This is a genomic window from Halomonas shantousis (assembly GCF_054654615.1).
Genome location: NZ_BAAIER010000002.1, coordinates 3,765,019 through 3,781,003 on the forward strand (window position 1 = coordinate 3,765,019; position 15,985 = coordinate 3,781,003).

The following is a 15,985-nucleotide window of genomic DNA, read 5'->3' on the forward strand; positions in this document are numbered from 1 at the left end:
CTTGGCCGACGTTTGCAGACGCCCGTTACCACCACAGGGACGACCCACATGAGCGACACGCAGCCTCTCACGCCTCTCTCCGACGTTCTCGACGGCCTTTCACCCATCAGTGAAGGCTTTTCCGCCACGGTTCCCGAAGACTGGCTGCAGGGGCGGGCCATCTATGGCGGCCTGTCGGCGGCGCTATGCCTCGATGCCACGCTGAAGACCTTCACCACCCTGCCGCCGCTGCGCTCGGCGCAGCTCTCCTTCATCGGTCCGGCGTCGAGTACCGTCGAGCTCAGGCCGGTTCTGGTACGTCAGGGCAAGTCGACGGCTTTCGTCACCACCGATCTGATCAGCGACGGCAAGTTGACGGTGCGCGCCACCTTCTGCTTCGGTGCGGCTCGCGAGTCGACCCTATCGGACCTGCAGATATCCGTTCCCCACGTGCAGGGACCGGAGGCTTACGAGCCGTTCTTCGGGCAGAGCCGCATGGCGCCGAACTTTGCCCAGCATTTCAACAGTCGCCACGCCGCCGGCAGCATGCCGATCAGCACGGCGGATGTCGGCGACGTCACCGCCTGGCTGCAGCACAAGGACGAAGCCGTCAGGCCGACGATCGTCGGCCTGGTGGCGCTGGCCGACGCGCTGCCGCCTGCCGCCATGTGCCTGTTCTCCGAGCCGGCGCCGGTCAGCACCATGACCTGGATGTTCGACGTGTTGAGCGAGGCGCCGCGGACCGACGACGGCTGGTGGCTGTCGCGCAGCGTCGCCGAAGCCACTTGCGACGGCTATTCGAGTCAGGCGATGACGGTGTGGAACCGCCACGGCGAGCCGGTCATCGTGGGGCGCCAGAACGTGGCCGTGTTCGCCTGAGCTGCGCTAGAATCGTTGCCTTACCCACTTCCGAGCCCGCTTCATGGCCTATCGCATCGCCATCAACGGCTACGGCCGCATCGGCCAGAGCGTGCTGCGCGCGCTCGTCGAGAAAGCCGCACGCCACGCCACGGAGCTGCCGTTTCAGGTGGTGGCGATCAACGAGCTTTCCGATCTCGCCACCATCGCCTATCTGACCCGCTATGACACCACCCACGGTCGCTTTCCCGGCCAGGTGGAAACCCGCGACGGACAGTTGATCGTCAATGGCCAGGCGATCACCGTGCTCTCCGAGCCCGACCCGGATCGGCTGCCGTGGCGTTCGCTCGACATCGACCTGGTACTGGAATGCTCCGGCAGCTTCAAGGACCGCGCCACCGCCGAGCGCCACCTGGCCGCCGGCGCCAAGCGACTGCTGTTCTCCCAGCCTGCCGAGAGCGATGTCGACGCCACCATCGTCTGCGGCATCAACGACGCCCAGCTCACGCCCGAGATGCGCATCGTTTCCACCGCCTCTTGCACCACCAACTGCCTGGTACCGGTGCTCACCGTTCTCGACGAGGCGCTGGGGCTCGATCACGGCGTCACCACCACCATCCACTCGGCCATGAACGATCAGCCGGTGATCGATGCCTACCACAAGACCGACCTGCGCCTGACACGCTCGGCGATGCAGTCGATCATCCCGGTGGATACCGGGCTGGCACGTGGCATCGAGCGGCTGATGCCGCATCTGGCCGGACGCTTCGAGTGTCTGCACGTGCGCGTGCCGACCATCAATGTCTCGGCCATGGACATGGCGCTGTCGGTGCGCACCGCCACGACCGCCGCCGAGGTCAACGCCCTGCTCTACGACGCCAGTCGAACCCGGCTCGCCGCTCGGTTAGGCTACACTGAAGAGCCCATGGCCTCGGTCGATTTCAACCACGACCCGCGCTCGGGTATCGTGGACGCCACCCAGACCCGCGTGGCAGGGGGGCATCTGATCAAGCTGCTGTGCTGGTTCGATAATGAGTGGGGCTTCGCCAATCGCATGCTCGACGTCGCCGAACATTGGCTGGTACCGGACATGCGGCGGGCCGCGGCCCCGGACAAGAGTCAATTCCCGGAGAAGTGAGGAACACGCTCCATGAACGTACGCACGATGAACGACCTGGATCTCGCCGGTAAACGGGTGCTGATCCGTGAAGATCTCAACGTTCCGGTCAAGGATGGCCGCGTCACCAGCGACGCCCGTATCCGGGCCAGTCTGCCGACCATCAAGGCGGCCCGCGACGCCGGTGCCAAGGTACTGCTGATGAGCCATCTTGGCCGCCCCACCGAGGGCGAACCGGCCGCGGAGTTCTCCCTGGCTCCGGTCGCCCGGCATCTCGGTGAACTGCTGGGGCAGGAGGTGAGGCTCGTCAGCGACTATCTCGATAGCCAGGTCGATCTCGATGCCGGGGAGGTGGTGCTGCTCGAGAATGTGCGCTTCAACCGGGGCGAGAAGAAGGACGACGAGGCCCTGTCGCGCGCTTACGCCAACCTCTGCGACGTGTTCGTGATGGACGCCTTCGGCACCGCCCACCGCGCCCAGGCCTCCACGCATGGCGTGGCCCGCTACGCGCCCACCGCCTGCGCCGGCCCGCTGCTCGCCCAGGAACTCGAGGCGCTGGAGAAGGCGCTGGCCACGCCCAAGCGTCCCATGGTCGCCATCGTCGGCGGCTCCAAGGTGTCCACCAAACTGGACGTGCTCAACGCTCTGTCCGAGAAATGCGATCAGTTGATCGTCGGCGGTGGCATCGCCAATACCTTCATCGCCGCGGCCGGCTACAACGTCGGCAAGTCCCTGCACGAAGCCGACCTGATCGACCAGGCCAAGAGCCTGATGGCCAAGGTCGAGATCCCGCTGCCCACCGATGTCGTCGTGGCCACGGAGTTCTCCGAGTCCGCCGATGCCGTGGCCAAGCCGGTCGATCAGGTGCAGGATGATGAGATGATTCTGGATATCGGTCCCGAAACGGCTGCACGCCTGGGCGGCCTCCTCAAGGATGCCGGCACCATCCTGTGGAACGGCCCGGTCGGCGTGTTCGAGATCGACCAGTTCGGCAAGGGCACCGAGGCGCTGTCCAAGGCCATCGCGGAAAGCAGCGGCTTCTCCATCGCCGGCGGTGGCGACACCCTCGCCGCCATCGACAAGTACGGTATCGAGGACAAGGTCTCGTACATCTCCACCGGCGGCGGCGCGTTCCTCGAATACGTGGAAGGCAAGACGCTCCCCGCTGTCGCGGCCTTGGAAGACGCCGCCAAATAACGCCGTTTTTGTGGCACTATAGGCGCCGCTTCGCAACGCTCCCATGCCCACGGGCATGGGAGCGTTGCATCGTCAGCATGATGGATGTTTCCGAGAAACCAGACAGGTAAATCATGGCCCTGATCAGCATGCGCCAGTTGCTGGACCACGCCGCCGAGTACGGCTACGGCGTGCCGGCGTTCAACGTCAACAACCTGGAACAGATGCGCGCCATCATGGAGGCCGCAGACCGGACCGACTCGCCGGTCATCGTCCAGGCCTCCGCCGGTGCCCGCAAGTACGCCGGTGCGCCCTTCCTGCGCCACCTGATTCTCGCCGCGGTCGAGGAATTCCCGCACATCCCGGTGGTCATGCATCAGGACCACGGCACCAGCCCCGCCGTGTGCCAGCGCTCCATCCAGCTCGGCTTCTCCTCGGTGATGATGGACGGCTCGCTGGGCGAGGACGGCAAGACCCCGACCGACTACGCCTACAACGTCGACGTGACCCGTCGCGCCGTGGAAATGGCGCATGCCTGCGGCGTCTCGGTGGAAGGCGAACTGGGCTGCCTGGGCAGTCTGGAGACCGGCATGGCTGGCGAGGAAGACGGCATCGGCGCCGAGGGCAAGCTTTCGCACGAGCAGATGCTCACCGACCCGGAAGAGGCCGCCGACTTCGTCAAGGCGACCCACGTCGATGCGCTGGCCATCGCCATCGGCACCAGCCACGGCGCCTACAAGTTCACCCAGCCGCCTACCGGCGACACGCTGTCGATCTCACGCATCAAGGCGATCCACGCGCGCATTCCCAATACCCACCTGGTGATGCACGGCTCCTCCTCGGTACCGCAGGAGTGGCTGGAAATCATCAACGAATTCGGCGGCAGGATCCCCGAGACCTACGGCGTACCGGTCGAGGAGATCGTCGAGGGCATCAAACACGGCGTGCGCAAGGTCAACATCGATACCGACCTGCGCCTGGCCTCCACCGGCGCCATTCGCCGCTTCCTGGCCCATAACCCGGCCGAATTCGATCCGCGCAAGTACCTCAAGGAATCGGTCGGCGCGATGCGCGAACTGTGTATCGCCCGCTACGAGGCCTTCGGCACTGCCGGCAACGCCAGCAGGATCAAGCCGCTCAGCCTGGATGCGATGTTCGAGCGCTATGCGCGCGGCGAGCTGGACCCGCAGGTGAACTGAGACAGCCTCGCTCCAGAAGGGCCTTCCCCGGGAAGGCCTTTTTTATGGCGATCCTTGCGGTTTCATGACATGGCCCAGGGAGGAATGCATGACAGGAAGCCCATGGATCATGGCTGCCGCCTTTCTCTGGGGATTGCGGAGCGAGGTGGCGTTCATCCTGCCGAGGGCAAGTTCCTGAGCGATCGGCTAGGGGCTGTCGAGATAGCGGCTGAACCACTGCTCGGCGCGCGCCTGCACCGTCTCCAGCGTGCCGGGTTCCTCGAAAAGGTGGGTGGCGCCGGGAATCACCGCCACCTCGCAGGGGGCATGCATCCATTCACGGGCACGTTCGTTGAGTGCGATCACCTGTTCGTCGTGCTCACCGATCAGCAGCAGCGTCGGTGCCTTGACCTTGGGCAGGGTGTCACCGGCGAGATCCGGGCGACCTCCCCGCGAGACCACGGCACGCACCGCATCGGGACGTTCGGCGGCAGCGATCAACGCGGCGGCGGCCCCGGTGCTGGCACCGAACAGGCCGATGTTCAGTCCCCGCGTCTCCGATGCCTGGGCGATCCAGTCCACGGCGCCGACCATGCGCTTGCCGATCAGGTCGATATCGAAACGCAGCTCCCGGGTGCGGATGTCGAGCACGTTTTCCTGGGGCGTGAGCAGATCGAACAGCAGCGTGGCCCATCCTCTGCCGCTGAGATAATGTGCCACCTGCTGGTTACGCGGGCTGAACCGGCTGCTGCCGCTGCCATGGGCGAACGCCACGATACCGGAGGGATTATCCGGCATGATCAGATCGCCTTCGAGCCCGACGCCACCGGCCTGCAACGCGACGCTTAAGGAAGAGGCCATGTTGAAGTTCACTTTATCAAGAATGTCCTGACAGTGTAGATCGCAACCTGCAGCGCTCCAGACAGCCGATGCTTTCAGGTAGAAGTCGTTCTGTCAGGCAGAGTCACTCTGCGCTGCGCCGCAGTACCAGTAGCGGGTCGATACGCACGTCGAACCAGTTCATGCCCCAGTGCAGATGTGGCCCCGTGGCACGCCCGGTCGCCCCGACCGCGCCGATGACCTCGCCCTGCTTGACGTGGTCGCCGATCTTCACGTCGAGCCTCGAGAGATGCAGGAAGTTGGAGCTGATGCCGAAGCCGTGATCGAGCAGCAGCGTGCCGCCGGTGAGATAGAGGTCGGGGTCGGCAAAGGTCACCACGCCATCCGCTGGGGCCTTGACCGGCGTCCCCTTGGGCACGGCGATGTCCATGCCCGAATGGGCCGAACCCGGCGTACCGTTATAGACGCGCTGATTGCCGAAGCGGCCGCTGATGCGCCCTTCCACCGGCCAGATGAAATGCTGGGCGAAACCGACCCGATCGTCGTCACGTGCGCGGGCCTCGCTGACCCGAGCCTGTTCACGGCGGATCCGCTCGGCAATCTCGGGAGGCGGCGATACCGTCTTGGGCGGTACCCCATTGATGCGCTCGATCGGCCAGTCGCGCGGCGTGACGGCAATGGATGCAGTCTGCCTTGTCCCGCCGGGAGGTGTCACCTGTAGCGTCCGATGCCCCGAGGCATCCCGAGCCACGCCGAACACCACCGTGCCGTAGTCCGTCACGCGCAGTTTCCGCCCGCTGTATTCGACCCGGCTTCCCGGAGGCACCTTGCCGATCACCATGGCGCCCTGTTGCACGCTGGCGGGGAACACGATGTGCGTATCGCCCGCCGTTGCCGGTGCGATCGTTACGGCCAGCAGCAGCAACGCACCGAGGGCGGTACTTAACAGCATGAACGGCCCCAACCGCAGAGGGCGAGTGGAAAACGATCTGAACTTCATGGCCGAGCATCCTTGTCGGGAATCGATTCTCGAGACTGTACTGCAGTGCAGCCTCGCATGCATGTCGCTCCCCGGCTTCGTGACGTGGCGCTCGGGTGCGGCTTGTCGCTGCCTACATCCTTATCTACATTGAAAGTCGATACATGAGCCAGTGATGCAATCCGGCCTTTTAAGCGCATGGAGGCTTATCACAGACAAGGAGCGTAAACATGCTGAAATTTCTCGCCAGTACTGCAGGCATCATCTTTCTCATCGGCCTGCTCGTGGTCATCGGCCTGTTGATGCTGATCTTCTAAACAGCGAGATCGCACTTAGCGGAGCCGGTGTGGACTCTCCAGGCCGGGATTCCCTTGGAGAGAGAATTCTGGCCTCAAGCCAAGCCCGCCTGTCATGGTTTCTTTTCTTCGGAACGGTAAGTATTGGCAGGCGGCGTGGCCACATCCTTCTCTATCTTATCGATGCCATGCACGCTGTGGTGATCGGCCATGTCGGCACGCAGCATTCGAACCTCCTCGGTCAGCGTGATTAACTGCGCATGGAGATGGCGAATCATTTCGCGATCCGCCTTGTGCTGGCGTGACTCCTGCTCTCCCTGGTCGTGCACGAACATCGAACTCACGTAGGCGGCGAAACTGCCGAACAGTCCGACTCCGCCGATCATCAGCAGCGCAGCCACCAAACGCCCCAGCGAAGTCACCGGATAGTAGTCGCCGTAGCCGACCGTGGTGATGGTGACGAAGGCCCACCACAACGCCTCCTCGGCGGTATCGATGGAGCTTTCGGGGTTGGGCCCCTCGATCAGCAGCATGGTCAATGCGCCAAAGGCCACCAGCAGGATGGTCATCGTGGCTACCGAGGCGAATATGCCCTTGGCACGATTGCGGAACAGTATCCGCCAGATCATCTTGAAAGACTTCAAGGCCCGCAGCAGACGGATAATCTGAACGACGCGAAAGGCGCGTCCCCCCAGCAGCACCCCGGCGGGAATGCTTGCCAGAAGGTCGATCCAGCCCCAGCGCATGAAGCGCCACTTGTCCTTCGCCGCACGAAAGCGGATACAGAAATCGGTAAAGAAGAACACACAGACGATCACGTCCATGTAGTAGAGCAGTCGCGACACTTCGGGCGAGAGATTAAAAAAGGTGTCGGCGATCAGCGCGCCCAGGACGTAGAAGGACAACACCAGAATGAATAGCTGAAACGGCGTAATGCGGTCTTCCATCGGCAGCCTGTCATCAAGGTCAACGGCGTTATGACCATACGCCAAGCGTACAAGGAGAGGAAGCGGCCGAGCCGTTCAGCCTCGCATCATCCGCTCAAGGCGATCCAGCAAGCGCATGGTGGGCAGACAGTCGCCGAAAGAGGCCTCGGGACTGCGCCCCTGGCGGATCGCGGCGACAAACTCGCTGTCCTGTTGCACGAACCCCTGGCCCTGCAGGGCAATGGGGGCGTTTTCGTGATCCCTGAGCTCATCGCGAAAGGCGTGCAGGGTGGTTTCTTCGCCGATGTAGCGGTAGAACCCGCCGAACGGCCCGCGATTGTTGAACGACAGCGCCAGGGTGGCAAGCACGCCGCTGCGCGAACGCAGCCCGATGTTCATGTCCATGGCAATGCCCAGCTCGGGATGCCGGGGCCCGGCAGCGCCCCACACCTCGAGGTCGAAATCGTCGAGCAGCCAGGCGAACAGGTCCACCGTGTGGCAGGCGTGATGCCACAGCAGGTGGTCCGTCCAGCTGCGCGGCCTGCCGTGCATATTGAGATTCTCGCGGCGCAGGAAGTAGGTTTCGGCAACGAGATGCTGAAGATGGAACTCGCCGGTCTGCAGGCGACGCTTGAGCTCACGGTGCGGGGCGTTGAAGCGTCGGGTGTGAGCGACCATGCAGATGCGATCCGAGCCCTCGGCCAGCGCGGCGAGACGCTCGGCATCCTCCAGGTTCAGACTCATGGGAATCTCGGCAAGCACGTGCTTGCCGGCCTCGATCGCCTGCTCGGCCTGGCGGGCATGCAGCGGACTGGGCGAGGCCAGGATCACCGCATCGATATCCTCGCGCGCGAGACAGGCGGCATAATCCAGCGACATTTCGGCGATCTCCCACTGTCCGGCGAACTCGCGGGTGTCCGCCTCGACACCGCCGGCAACACAGGCGACCTCGACGTTGTCGAGCGTTCTCAGTGCTTGCATGTGAATGCCGGCAATGGCGCCTTCGCCCACCATCAGGATACGCAGGGTGTCATCGTGGCTCATGGGACACTTTCCTTATAAGCAATGATGATGTCCATGCTTCGGCCGGCGCAAAAAGGTATCGAAACACCGCTGGCCGAACCTCTACTCATCGAAGGCATTCAGCCAGGCTTCCATGACTGCGCTTGGCGCGGTCTTGCTCGCCATCCTGGTGAAAAAAGCCGGACGATCATCGTCCAGCTTTCATAGTGATACACGACCTTCATCCACACGCTGGGTCGAGTTGCATATTGATCACTTGGCGCTGGGTAAATTCCTCTAGTCCTTCTTGCCCATACTCGGTGCCGATACCGGATTGCTTGGCACCGCTGAAGGGGATCCCGGCCTGTAGGTTCAAGTGCCGGTTGACCCATACCGTCCCTGCCTCAAATCGCTGAGCGAGGGCATAAGCACGATCCAGGTCCTGCCCCCACACGGTGCCGCCCAGTCCCCATTGACTGTCGTTGATCCGCGTCAGGGCCTCCTCCACATCACGATAGGAAAGCACCGGTAAAATAGGGCCGAATTGCTCCTCTCTCACCAGAGGCGAGGAGTCGTCGATATCACGTACGATGGTAGGCGGCACGAAATAGCCGGGGCCGGCGGGGAGCGCGCCCCCGGCGATGACATTGCCATCGCGCTTGGCAATGTCGAGGTAGCCTTTCACCTTCTCATATTGCGTTTGGTTCTGGATCGGCCCCATCTGCGAGGCGGGATCCCGCCCATCGCCCACCACCATGGCCCTGGCACGTCGTGCGAGCACCTCACACACCTCGTCATAGAGCGACTCGTGGACGTACGCTCGCTTGATCGCCAAACAAATCTGGCCACAATTTAGCGTCGCGCCACGCAGCAAGTGTTCCGCCACGTCCGCTGGGTCGCAATCCTCCAGCACTAATGCGGCATCGTTACCCCCGAGTTCCAACGTCAACCGCTTCAACGTACTTGCGGCACTTTCCATCACCCTCCGGCCCGTCTCGGTGGACCCCGTGAAGGCAATCTTGGCGATGCCCGGATGGCGGGTCATCACAGCGCCCAGATCGTTATCATCGACAATGACATTAACTACCCCCGGCGGGAATAGCGTGGCGCAGATCCCGCCTACCAGGAGGGTCGTCAACGGCGTTGTCGGCGCGGGCTTGGCCACGACGGTATTACCCGCGAGCAAGGCCGGGGCAAGTTTGATGGCCAGCAGAATGAGCGGCATGTTCCAAGGGGTGATCGCCCCCACGACCCCAAGCGGGGCGCGATGTTGCACGATGCGTTCGGCGTCGTTCTCCTTAAGCACCTTCGGAGATAAATCGAGCGTCGCGATATAGCGGATATAGCCAACGGTACCCGCAATCTCTCCCTTGGCATCCCCCAGGGGTTTCCCCTGCTCCTGCGTTAGCACCAGTGCAATTTCATCGCTGCGTGCCTCCAGCGAATCCGCCAAACGCTCCAATATCTTGGCCCGTTCAGCCAAGGGACGGCCCGCCCACGCAGGAAACGCCTTCCGTGCCGACGCCACCGCATTATTGAGTATCGACTCATCCGCTTGAGGACATTGTGCGAATGTTTCTCCGGTGGCCGGATTGATAACGCCCCGAGTGGTATAACCGTCAATCAACTCTCCATTGACAAGTAGCTTATATACCTGCATGACGTACCCCCACTATTAATCAATGCCACGCTGCCACTGGCTCAGCGGTTCTTTTTTGCACTTGTATAAAGATGAGCATTACGACTGCAATTAGTAGCGGCCCACATGCCATCAAAGGGCCACACCCTGCAAAGCGACTCCACCCTCAAGCCTTGTTCCGGCCACCATCGGGAAAGCACTTGAACGAGAATTACCGATGACAGAATTAGGAGTGCTCATTATGACGCTTGCCTGACCACTAGCACCGCTCCAATCCTGGGAATATTGTAAATCTGTCAATATTGAGCCTGGACGCGCCAGCCGAATAACGCTTAAACATTGCATGACTGACTCCCCTCGTTAAAAGGGAGTCAGCCCGGTGTTTAATCAAGCCGCACCCAGCAGTCCATGCGGATCGAGCACGAATTTGCTGGCCACACCGGAGTCGAACTGCTGGTAACCCTGCGGCGCGTCTTCCAGGGAGATCACCTGAGCGTTGACGATCTCGGCAATGTTGAGTCGTCCGTGCAGGATCGCCTGCATCAGTTGTCGGTTGTACTGCACCACCGGGGTCTGTCCGGTGTGGAAGGAGTGGGCCTTGGCCCAGCCCAGCCCGAAGCGCAGGCTGAGGTTGCCGCTCTGGGCCGCCTTCTCGGTGGCTCCCGGGTCCTCGGTGACGTACAGGCCGGGGATACCGATGGAGCCGGCTTCGCGAGTCACTTCCATCATCTGGTTCAAGACCACCGCCGGCTGCTCCTTGCCGCCATGACCCACCGCCTCGAAGCCGACCGCGTCGATGGCGCTGTCCACCTGGGGCTCGCCGACGATCGCCGCGATCATCTCGCCGAGTCGATCATGCCGGCTGAGATCCACCGGCTCGAAGCCCATCTTGCGGGCATGTTCCAGGCGCTGCGGGTTGAAATCGCCGATCATGACCACCGCGGCGCCCAGCAGGCGGGCCGAAGCCGCAGCGGCCAGGCCTACCGGGCCGGCACCCGCCACATACACCGTCGAACCTACGCCGACCTTGGCATTCAGGGCGCCATGGAAGCCGGTCGGCAGGATGTCGCTCAACATGGTCAGGTCGCGAATCTGGGACATGGCCTGGTCGCGATCGGGAAACTTGAGCAGGTTGAAGTCGGCATACGGCACCATGACATAGCGTGCCTGGCCACCGACCCAGCCGCCCATGTCGACATAGCCGTAGGCACCGCCGGCCCGATCGTCGTTGACGTGCAGACACACGCCGGTATGGCCTTCCTTGCAGGTGCGACAGCGGCCGCAGGCCACGTTGAAGGGCACCGAGACGAGATCGCCGATATCGAGAAACTCGACGTCCTTGCCCTTTTCGATCACTTCACCGGTGATTTCATGTCCCAGCACCATGCCGGACGGCGCCGTGGTACGGCCACGCACCATGTGCTGATCGGAGCCACAGATGTTGGTGGAAACGACTTTCAGAATGACCCCATGCTCGATGGGCCGGCCCTGGGGCGTTTCCATTTTCGGGTAGGCAATGTCCTGTACTTCGACCTTGCCGGGCCCGATATAAACGACGCCGCGATTACTTGTCATGTTCGGCTCCTTTATCCTCGGATATTGTTGATTGTAGTGATGTCCTTCTAACAGCCTTCGTGAGGCCTCCTTCCCTAACCCATCATTGCGTTGGGCAGCACCAGCACAATGCTGGGGAAAACGATCATCAACAGTATGGCGACGATCATGACCAGCCAGAACGGCATGACGCCGATGAAGATATCCTTTAACGGCACCTGTGGAGCGACCGATTTGACGATGAAGACGTTCACGCCAACCGGCGGGCTGATCAACCCCATCTCGAGCGTCAAGACCACCAGTACGCCGAACCAGATAGGGTCGAAACCCAGCGCGGTGATGACGGGAAAGAAGATGGGCATGGTCAACACCAGCATGGCGAAGCCCTCCAGGAAGCAGCCCAGCACCAGGTAGCAGGCCAGGATCAGCAGCAGCACGCCATAAGGGCCGATAGCCAGCGAGGCGAGGTAGTCGCCCAGCGCCTGGGGAATGTGGCTGAGCGCCAGGAAGGGGTTGAGCATGTGGGCGGCAATGAGGATCAGCATGACCGTGGCGGTCGTCGAGATCGATCCCTGGGCAGCGCGCCAGAACGAAGCCAGCGTCAGTTTGCGCATCACCGCGCCGAACAGGACCATGAGCCCTGCCCCTACCGCCGCCGCCTCCACCGGCGAAAAGAGCCCGGTGTAGATACCGCCGATGGTCAGCAGAATGACGAAGAGAATCGGTGTCGCCCCCAGCACGCCATCTATCTTCTCCCGCCGCGAGGTCTTCGGCCCGGCGGGGGCAAGCGCAGGCTTCAGGGTCGCCATGATCGTGATGGTGATGACGAAAAGCAGGCACAGCATCAGCCCCGGCAGCACCCCTGCCAGAAATAGCCGCCCAATGGACTGCTGCGTCAAGATGGCGTAGATGACGAAGCCCGTCGAAGGCGGAATGAGGATGCCCAGCGTGCCTCCGGCAGCGACGGCGCCGGTCGATAGCTTGGCGTTGTACTCATAACGCTTCATCTCATCCAGCGACACGCGCCCCATGGTGAGAGCAGACGCCACTGAGGAGCCGCAGAGCGCGGCAAAACCGGCACAGCCTACGACAGTGGCCGACGCCAGCCCGCCACGAATGGAGCCGATCAAGGCATAGGCAGCATCGTAAAGCTTGCGACTCATGCCCGCTTCCGTCGCGACGTTCCCCATCAGGATGAACAGGGGGATCACGATCAGTTCGGCATTGGAGGAGAGCGTAAACGTTTCGCTGGCCAACAGACTGAGCGCCGAGCTTGGGCTATCCAGAATGGCCACGCCTCCCAGACCCACGACGAAGATGGAAAAGGCCACCGGAATTCTCAGGACAAGCAGAACGAAAAGGACAAGGATGCCCAGGGCGCCGATCAGCTCGGTACTCATAACTCTTCCTCATGGGCTTTCCTGTATCCGGCCTCGGGCGACAGGATATAGACGATCGCTCTCACCAGCATGGAGAGCGCCGTCAACGCCGCGAAGCCTGCAAGAATGTACTGAAAAGGCGCCTTGGGCAGCCCGATGGTGTTCGTGCTCAGATTGAGCATTCTGGCCAGTGCAGCCGCTTCCACCATGGTGTAAGCGATGGCGAAAAAGATCGCCGCCCCGACCAGCCAGCCGATGATATCCAGCCAGTGGTTCATCTTTCGCGGAAACTTGTCCTCGAATATGTCCACGGCGATGTTGCCTCCCAACTTGTCGCAAAGCGCCATACCGCCGAATACGATGATCACCATCGACATCTGGGAGAGGTCCTGTGCGCCAGTCAGCGGAAAGCCGACGAGTCGGCCGACGACATCGACCAGCGTGACGACGACCGCAAAAATCAGTGACAGGGTGCCAATGATGCTGGACAGGCCTATCAGCCTGTCCACGATTTGATTGATGTGTCGGGAAGAGACCATACGTTTCACCTGACCTGGTTGCCTGTCACTGGCCCTGCATGGCATTCAGCACGTCAGTGGCGTCGATCTCTTTGAGCTTCCTTTCGCGGAAAGGATTGGAGATTGCCTCGAACTTGGCGATTTCGGCATCACTCAGCTCGATCACGGTATTTTCAGGGCTGGCGGCCACGGCCTCCAGGGTCTCCTGGGCGCGCTGATTCCACCCCTGCTCGCCGCTGCGCGACAGCTCGACGCCGCTGTTGGCATCGATTGCGGCTTTCTGGTCGTCGGAGAGTCCGTCGTATTTCTTCTGGTTCATGACCAGGTAGAACATGATGTGGCCCAGCGGAGCCCCTACGGTATAGGAGCTGGCGACTTCGTCGAGCTTGAAATCCTGAATGGCACTGGCACCGGTCACGAGTCCATCGATCAGGCCGGTCTGCAGGGCGTTGTAGACCTCGCCGGCACTCATCTGGACCGGGGTGCCGCCATAGGCATTGATCAGCTCGGCCGTCATCCAGCCGGAGACGCGAATCTTGAGGCCCTTGAGATCCTCAGGCGAACGGATCTGCTTGTCCTTCATGATGAAGACGTTGGGTTCGCTTGCCCACAGCGCCAGTGGCTTGGTGCCCGGAAACTCGCTTTTCAGATGGTCATCGTAGGCGTTCCACAGCATTTCATAGCCGCTCATGCCCTCCGGAATCGCCCCTGGAAGTTCCACGACCATCGACTTGGTAAACTGGGATGAAGTGTATCCGGGAAGCCCCCAGGCAATATCCGCCACGCCCTGGAGGACACGGACATATTGCTCGGTAGGACCGGAGCCCAGCTCACCGCCGGGATAGACCTTGATCTGCAGATCGCCGTTGGTATCGGCTTCCACACCCTGCTTCAAAGGGTCGGCAACCGAACTGTTGACGATATGGGCAGGCGAAACGAAGTGGGCCAGTTTAAGCGTTTCGGCTGAGCTCATGCCGGCATGCAGGGTAAAGACGGCGCCTGCCGCAAGGGAAAGGAGGGCGCGACTCATCTTTTTGTGCATTCCGATGTTTTTATTCATCCTGGCAGCTCCTGATTTATAATTTTGTAATGTTCCTGATACCGTCACCGGGCACAAAAAGAGCCTGCGCCCGACAGTTCTTCAGGCACCCTATCTTTTCGCCACTATCGGCAACAAATTCAAAACTGGCGCTTTGGTATACGTTTTTGCTATTCGCCTTTCAGCTGCTTCCGCCTAACTGCCGGCCAATGCTGAACAGAATACGACGCAGCACCTGTAGCGCCTGGGTGGGGGATTCGTCCGCCCGAATCGTGATCCCGATGGGACGAAGCGTTCCCTTCAACTGAATGGGAAGCAGGGCCAACTGCCCGCCTTCGATTTCGAAATGGACCTGATGCGGAGACACCAGCGTCACCCGATCGCTGTCCAGCAGCAGGGTGCGAATCGTGCTCAGATTGCCCGCCTCGACAATGACCTCGGGCGGCTCCAGTCCCGCGGAGCGGAATTCATGCTCGAAGCTTCGCCGCGCCGGAGTCCCCTGGCGCGGTGCCACCCACTGGGCATCGAGCAGATCGCGAAGTGTCAGCGATCCCTGGCGAGTCAGGGGATGATCATGGCGCGCCACCACCGCCAGGCGGTCATTGAAGAGCCGCTCCTGAACGGTGTCTTCGCTCACACCGGCCTGCCGCAGCGCTCCGACGAGAATGTCGATTTCGCCGCTACGCAGAGACTCGAACAGGGCATCGTAGGTCCCGTCGAGAATGGTGACATGCAGGCCGGGCAACTCCTTGAGCAGGATATCGACCGCCTGAGGGACCAGCAGAGAACTCGATAGCGGCAGTGTGCCGATGACGACACGCCCCCTGACCTGCCCCTGCCAGGCCGACAGATCATCGCTGACCAGGGCGATCTCCCGCAGGGCCACCTTGATATGGCGAATCAGCACGGCGCCACAGTCCGTCGCCAGCATGCCGCGCTGGGTGCGCAGAAACAGGGCGACGCCCAACTGGCGCTCCAGGTCACGCAGATTGCCGCTGATGGCGGGCTGGGTCAGCCCCAGCTCCTTGGCCGCCAGCGGTTCATTGTGAAAATCGGCGATGGCGGCGAGAACCGCCAGCTGTCGGTACGACAGGCGCTGCGTCAGGCGCTCGAAACACCCCTCCGGCTGTAATGCCGCCAAGGCTTTCTCGGCATTGGCGAGCTGCCGAAGCGCCCGCCGGAAACGGTGCAGGACGATCTTCCCCGCCGTGGTACACAGCATGCCACTGCGATGACGTTCGAAGAGTTCCAGCCCCAGTTCCTTCTCCAGATCGCGCACCGCCCGGGTCACGGCGGGCTGGGAGAGATGCAGCACCTCGGCCGCCCGCAAGACGCCTCCCGCGTCGGCGACCGCAACCACCGCACGCAGACGGCGCATGTTGGGCTCGAAAGCGAAGGAGTCGTTACGCGTCTCGAACATGATTCTGCCTCAATGTCTGCAACCGAGCGTAGCATGCCGGATATGCAACGTTACCGGTATGCCTATATCGGAGCATGGCGCGCAC

General features: G+C 62.1%; 15 protein-coding genes. 5 read left to right on the forward strand and 10 right to left on the reverse strand.

Annotated features, from left to right (window positions below; genetic code table 11):
- Positions 1-48 precede the first annotated feature (48 nt).
- The 4 genes from ACYQ12_RS17790 to fba all read left to right on the forward strand — a co-directional run bounded on the left by ACYQ12_RS17790 (position 49) and on the right by fba (position 4,329).
- The gene (locus ACYQ12_RS17790) at positions 49-858 is read left to right on the forward strand and encodes an acyl-CoA thioesterase (RefSeq protein WP_459874292.1); all 810 of its coding nucleotides are present in this window, start codon (positions 49-51) and stop codon (positions 856-858) included.
- 43 nt (positions 859-901) lie between these two features.
- Positions 902-1,975: a type I glyceraldehyde-3-phosphate dehydrogenase gene (locus tag ACYQ12_RS17795; protein ID WP_459874293.1), complete on the forward strand. Its 1,074-nt coding sequence runs from the start codon at positions 902-904 to the stop codon at positions 1,973-1,975.
- Positions 1,976-1,987: 12 nt separating this feature from the next.
- Positions 1,988-3,151: a phosphoglycerate kinase gene (locus ACYQ12_RS17800; protein ID WP_459874294.1), complete on the forward strand. Its 1,164-nt coding sequence runs from the start codon at positions 1,988-1,990 to the stop codon at positions 3,149-3,151.
- Between the two features lie 113 nt (positions 3,152-3,264).
- On the forward strand, positions 3,265-4,329 hold the full coding sequence (gene fba / locus ACYQ12_RS17805) for a class II fructose-bisphosphate aldolase (RefSeq protein WP_459874295.1): 1,065 nt from the start codon (positions 3,265-3,267) through the stop codon (positions 4,327-4,329).
- Between the two features lie 186 nt (positions 4,330-4,515).
- Here fba and ACYQ12_RS17810 read toward each other — a convergent pair whose 3' ends face one another.
- Complete coding sequence (locus ACYQ12_RS17810) at positions 4,516-5,169, reverse strand: dienelactone hydrolase family protein (RefSeq protein WP_459874296.1); 654 nt, start codon at positions 5,167-5,169, stop codon at positions 4,516-4,518.
- Between the two features lie 103 nt (positions 5,170-5,272).
- Positions 5,273-6,148: a M23 family metallopeptidase gene (locus ACYQ12_RS17815; RefSeq protein WP_459874297.1), complete on the reverse strand. Its 876-nt coding sequence runs from the start codon at positions 6,146-6,148 to the stop codon at positions 5,273-5,275.
- A 209-nt stretch (positions 6,149-6,357) separates the two neighbouring features.
- On the opposite strand from ACYQ12_RS17815, the gene ACYQ12_RS17820 reads away from it, so the two are divergent.
- The gene (locus ACYQ12_RS17820; protein WP_442861953.1) at positions 6,358-6,444 is read left to right on the forward strand and encodes a small membrane protein YohP; all 87 of its coding nucleotides are present in this window, start codon (positions 6,358-6,360) and stop codon (positions 6,442-6,444) included.
- 92 nt (positions 6,445-6,536) lie between these two features.
- On the opposite strand, the gene ACYQ12_RS17825 is transcribed toward ACYQ12_RS17820, so the two are convergent.
- The 8 genes from ACYQ12_RS17825 to ACYQ12_RS17860 all read right to left on the reverse strand — a co-directional run bounded on the left by ACYQ12_RS17825 (position 6,537) and on the right by ACYQ12_RS17860 (position 15,900).
- Positions 6,537-7,370 (reverse strand): ion transporter, encoded by an 834-nt coding sequence (locus ACYQ12_RS17825; protein WP_459874298.1) that lies wholly within the window; start codon positions 7,368-7,370, stop codon positions 6,537-6,539.
- A 75-nt stretch (positions 7,371-7,445) separates the two neighbouring features.
- The gene (locus ACYQ12_RS17830; protein WP_459874299.1) at positions 7,446-8,393 is read right to left on the reverse strand and encodes a Gfo/Idh/MocA family oxidoreductase; all 948 of its coding nucleotides are present in this window, start codon (positions 8,391-8,393) and stop codon (positions 7,446-7,448) included.
- A 199-nt stretch (positions 8,394-8,592) separates the two neighbouring features.
- Positions 8,593-10,011, reverse strand: coding sequence for an aldehyde dehydrogenase family protein (locus ACYQ12_RS17835; protein WP_459874300.1), 1,419 nt, complete (start codon positions 10,009-10,011; stop codon positions 8,593-8,595).
- A gap of 366 nt (positions 10,012-10,377) precedes the next feature.
- Positions 10,378-11,565, reverse strand: coding sequence for a formaldehyde dehydrogenase, glutathione-independent (gene fdhA / locus ACYQ12_RS17840; protein WP_459874301.1), 1,188 nt, complete (start codon positions 11,563-11,565; stop codon positions 10,378-10,380).
- Between the two features lie 74 nt (positions 11,566-11,639).
- Complete coding sequence (locus ACYQ12_RS17845; protein WP_459874302.1) at positions 11,640-12,944, reverse strand: TRAP transporter large permease; 1,305 nt, start codon at positions 12,942-12,944, stop codon at positions 11,640-11,642.
- The gene (locus ACYQ12_RS17850; RefSeq protein WP_459874303.1) at positions 12,941-13,462 is read right to left on the reverse strand and encodes a TRAP transporter small permease; all 522 of its coding nucleotides are present in this window, start codon (positions 13,460-13,462) and stop codon (positions 12,941-12,943) included. Before ACYQ12_RS17850 ends, ACYQ12_RS17845 begins: the two co-directional genes overlap by 4 nt.
- Before the next feature lie 25 nt (positions 13,463-13,487).
- Positions 13,488-14,471, reverse strand: a complete 984-nt coding sequence (locus tag ACYQ12_RS17855) for a TRAP transporter substrate-binding protein (protein ID WP_459874304.1) — start codon at positions 14,469-14,471, stop codon at positions 13,488-13,490.
- A gap of 190 nt (positions 14,472-14,661) precedes the next feature.
- Complete coding sequence (locus tag ACYQ12_RS17860; protein WP_459874305.1) at positions 14,662-15,900, reverse strand: LysR family transcriptional regulator; 1,239 nt, start codon at positions 15,898-15,900, stop codon at positions 14,662-14,664.
- Between the last annotated feature and the right edge of the window lie 85 nt (positions 15,901-15,985).

Bases quoted from the DNA above. Each gene is read 5' to 3' on its own strand.
- ACYQ12_RS17790 (WP_459874292.1), top strand. From the start codon at position 49: ATGAGCGACACGCAGCCTCTCACGCCTCTCTCCGACGTTCTCGACGGC.
- ACYQ12_RS17795 (WP_459874293.1), top strand. From the start codon at position 902: ATGGCCTATCGCATCGCCATCAACGGCTACGGCCGCATCGGCCAGAGC.
- ACYQ12_RS17800 (WP_459874294.1), top strand. From the start codon at position 1,988: ATGAACGTACGCACGATGAACGACCTGGATCTCGCCGGTAAACGGGTG.
- fba (WP_459874295.1), top strand. From the start codon at position 3,265: ATGGCCCTGATCAGCATGCGCCAGTTGCTGGACCACGCCGCCGAGTAC.
- ACYQ12_RS17810 (WP_459874296.1), bottom strand. From the start codon at position 5,169: ATGGCCTCTTCCTTAAGCGTCGCGTTGCAGGCCGGTGGCGTCGGGCTC.
- ACYQ12_RS17815 (WP_459874297.1), bottom strand. From the start codon at position 6,148: ATGAAGTTCAGATCGTTTTCCACTCGCCCTCTGCGGTTGGGGCCGTTC.
- ACYQ12_RS17820 (WP_442861953.1), top strand. From the start codon at position 6,358: ATGCTGAAATTTCTCGCCAGTACTGCAGGCATCATCTTTCTCATCGGC.
- ACYQ12_RS17825 (WP_459874298.1), bottom strand. From the start codon at position 7,370: ATGGAAGACCGCATTACGCCGTTTCAGCTATTCATTCTGGTGTTGTCC.
- ACYQ12_RS17830 (WP_459874299.1), bottom strand. From the start codon at position 8,393: ATGAGCCACGATGACACCCTGCGTATCCTGATGGTGGGCGAAGGCGCC.
- ACYQ12_RS17835 (WP_459874300.1), bottom strand. From the start codon at position 10,011: ATGCAGGTATATAAGCTACTTGTCAATGGAGAGTTGATTGACGGTTAT.
- fdhA (WP_459874301.1), bottom strand. From the start codon at position 11,565: ATGACAAGTAATCGCGGCGTCGTTTATATCGGGCCCGGCAAGGTCGAA.
- ACYQ12_RS17845 (WP_459874302.1), bottom strand. From the start codon at position 12,944: ATGAGTACCGAGCTGATCGGCGCCCTGGGCATCCTTGTCCTTTTCGTT.
- ACYQ12_RS17850 (WP_459874303.1), bottom strand. From the start codon at position 13,462: ATGGTCTCTTCCCGACACATCAATCAAATCGTGGACAGGCTGATAGGC.
- ACYQ12_RS17855 (WP_459874304.1), bottom strand. From the start codon at position 14,471: ATGAGTCGCGCCCTCCTTTCCCTTGCGGCAGGCGCCGTCTTTACCCTG.
- ACYQ12_RS17860 (WP_459874305.1), bottom strand. From the start codon at position 15,900: ATGTTCGAGACGCGTAACGACTCCTTCGCTTTCGAGCCCAACATGCGC.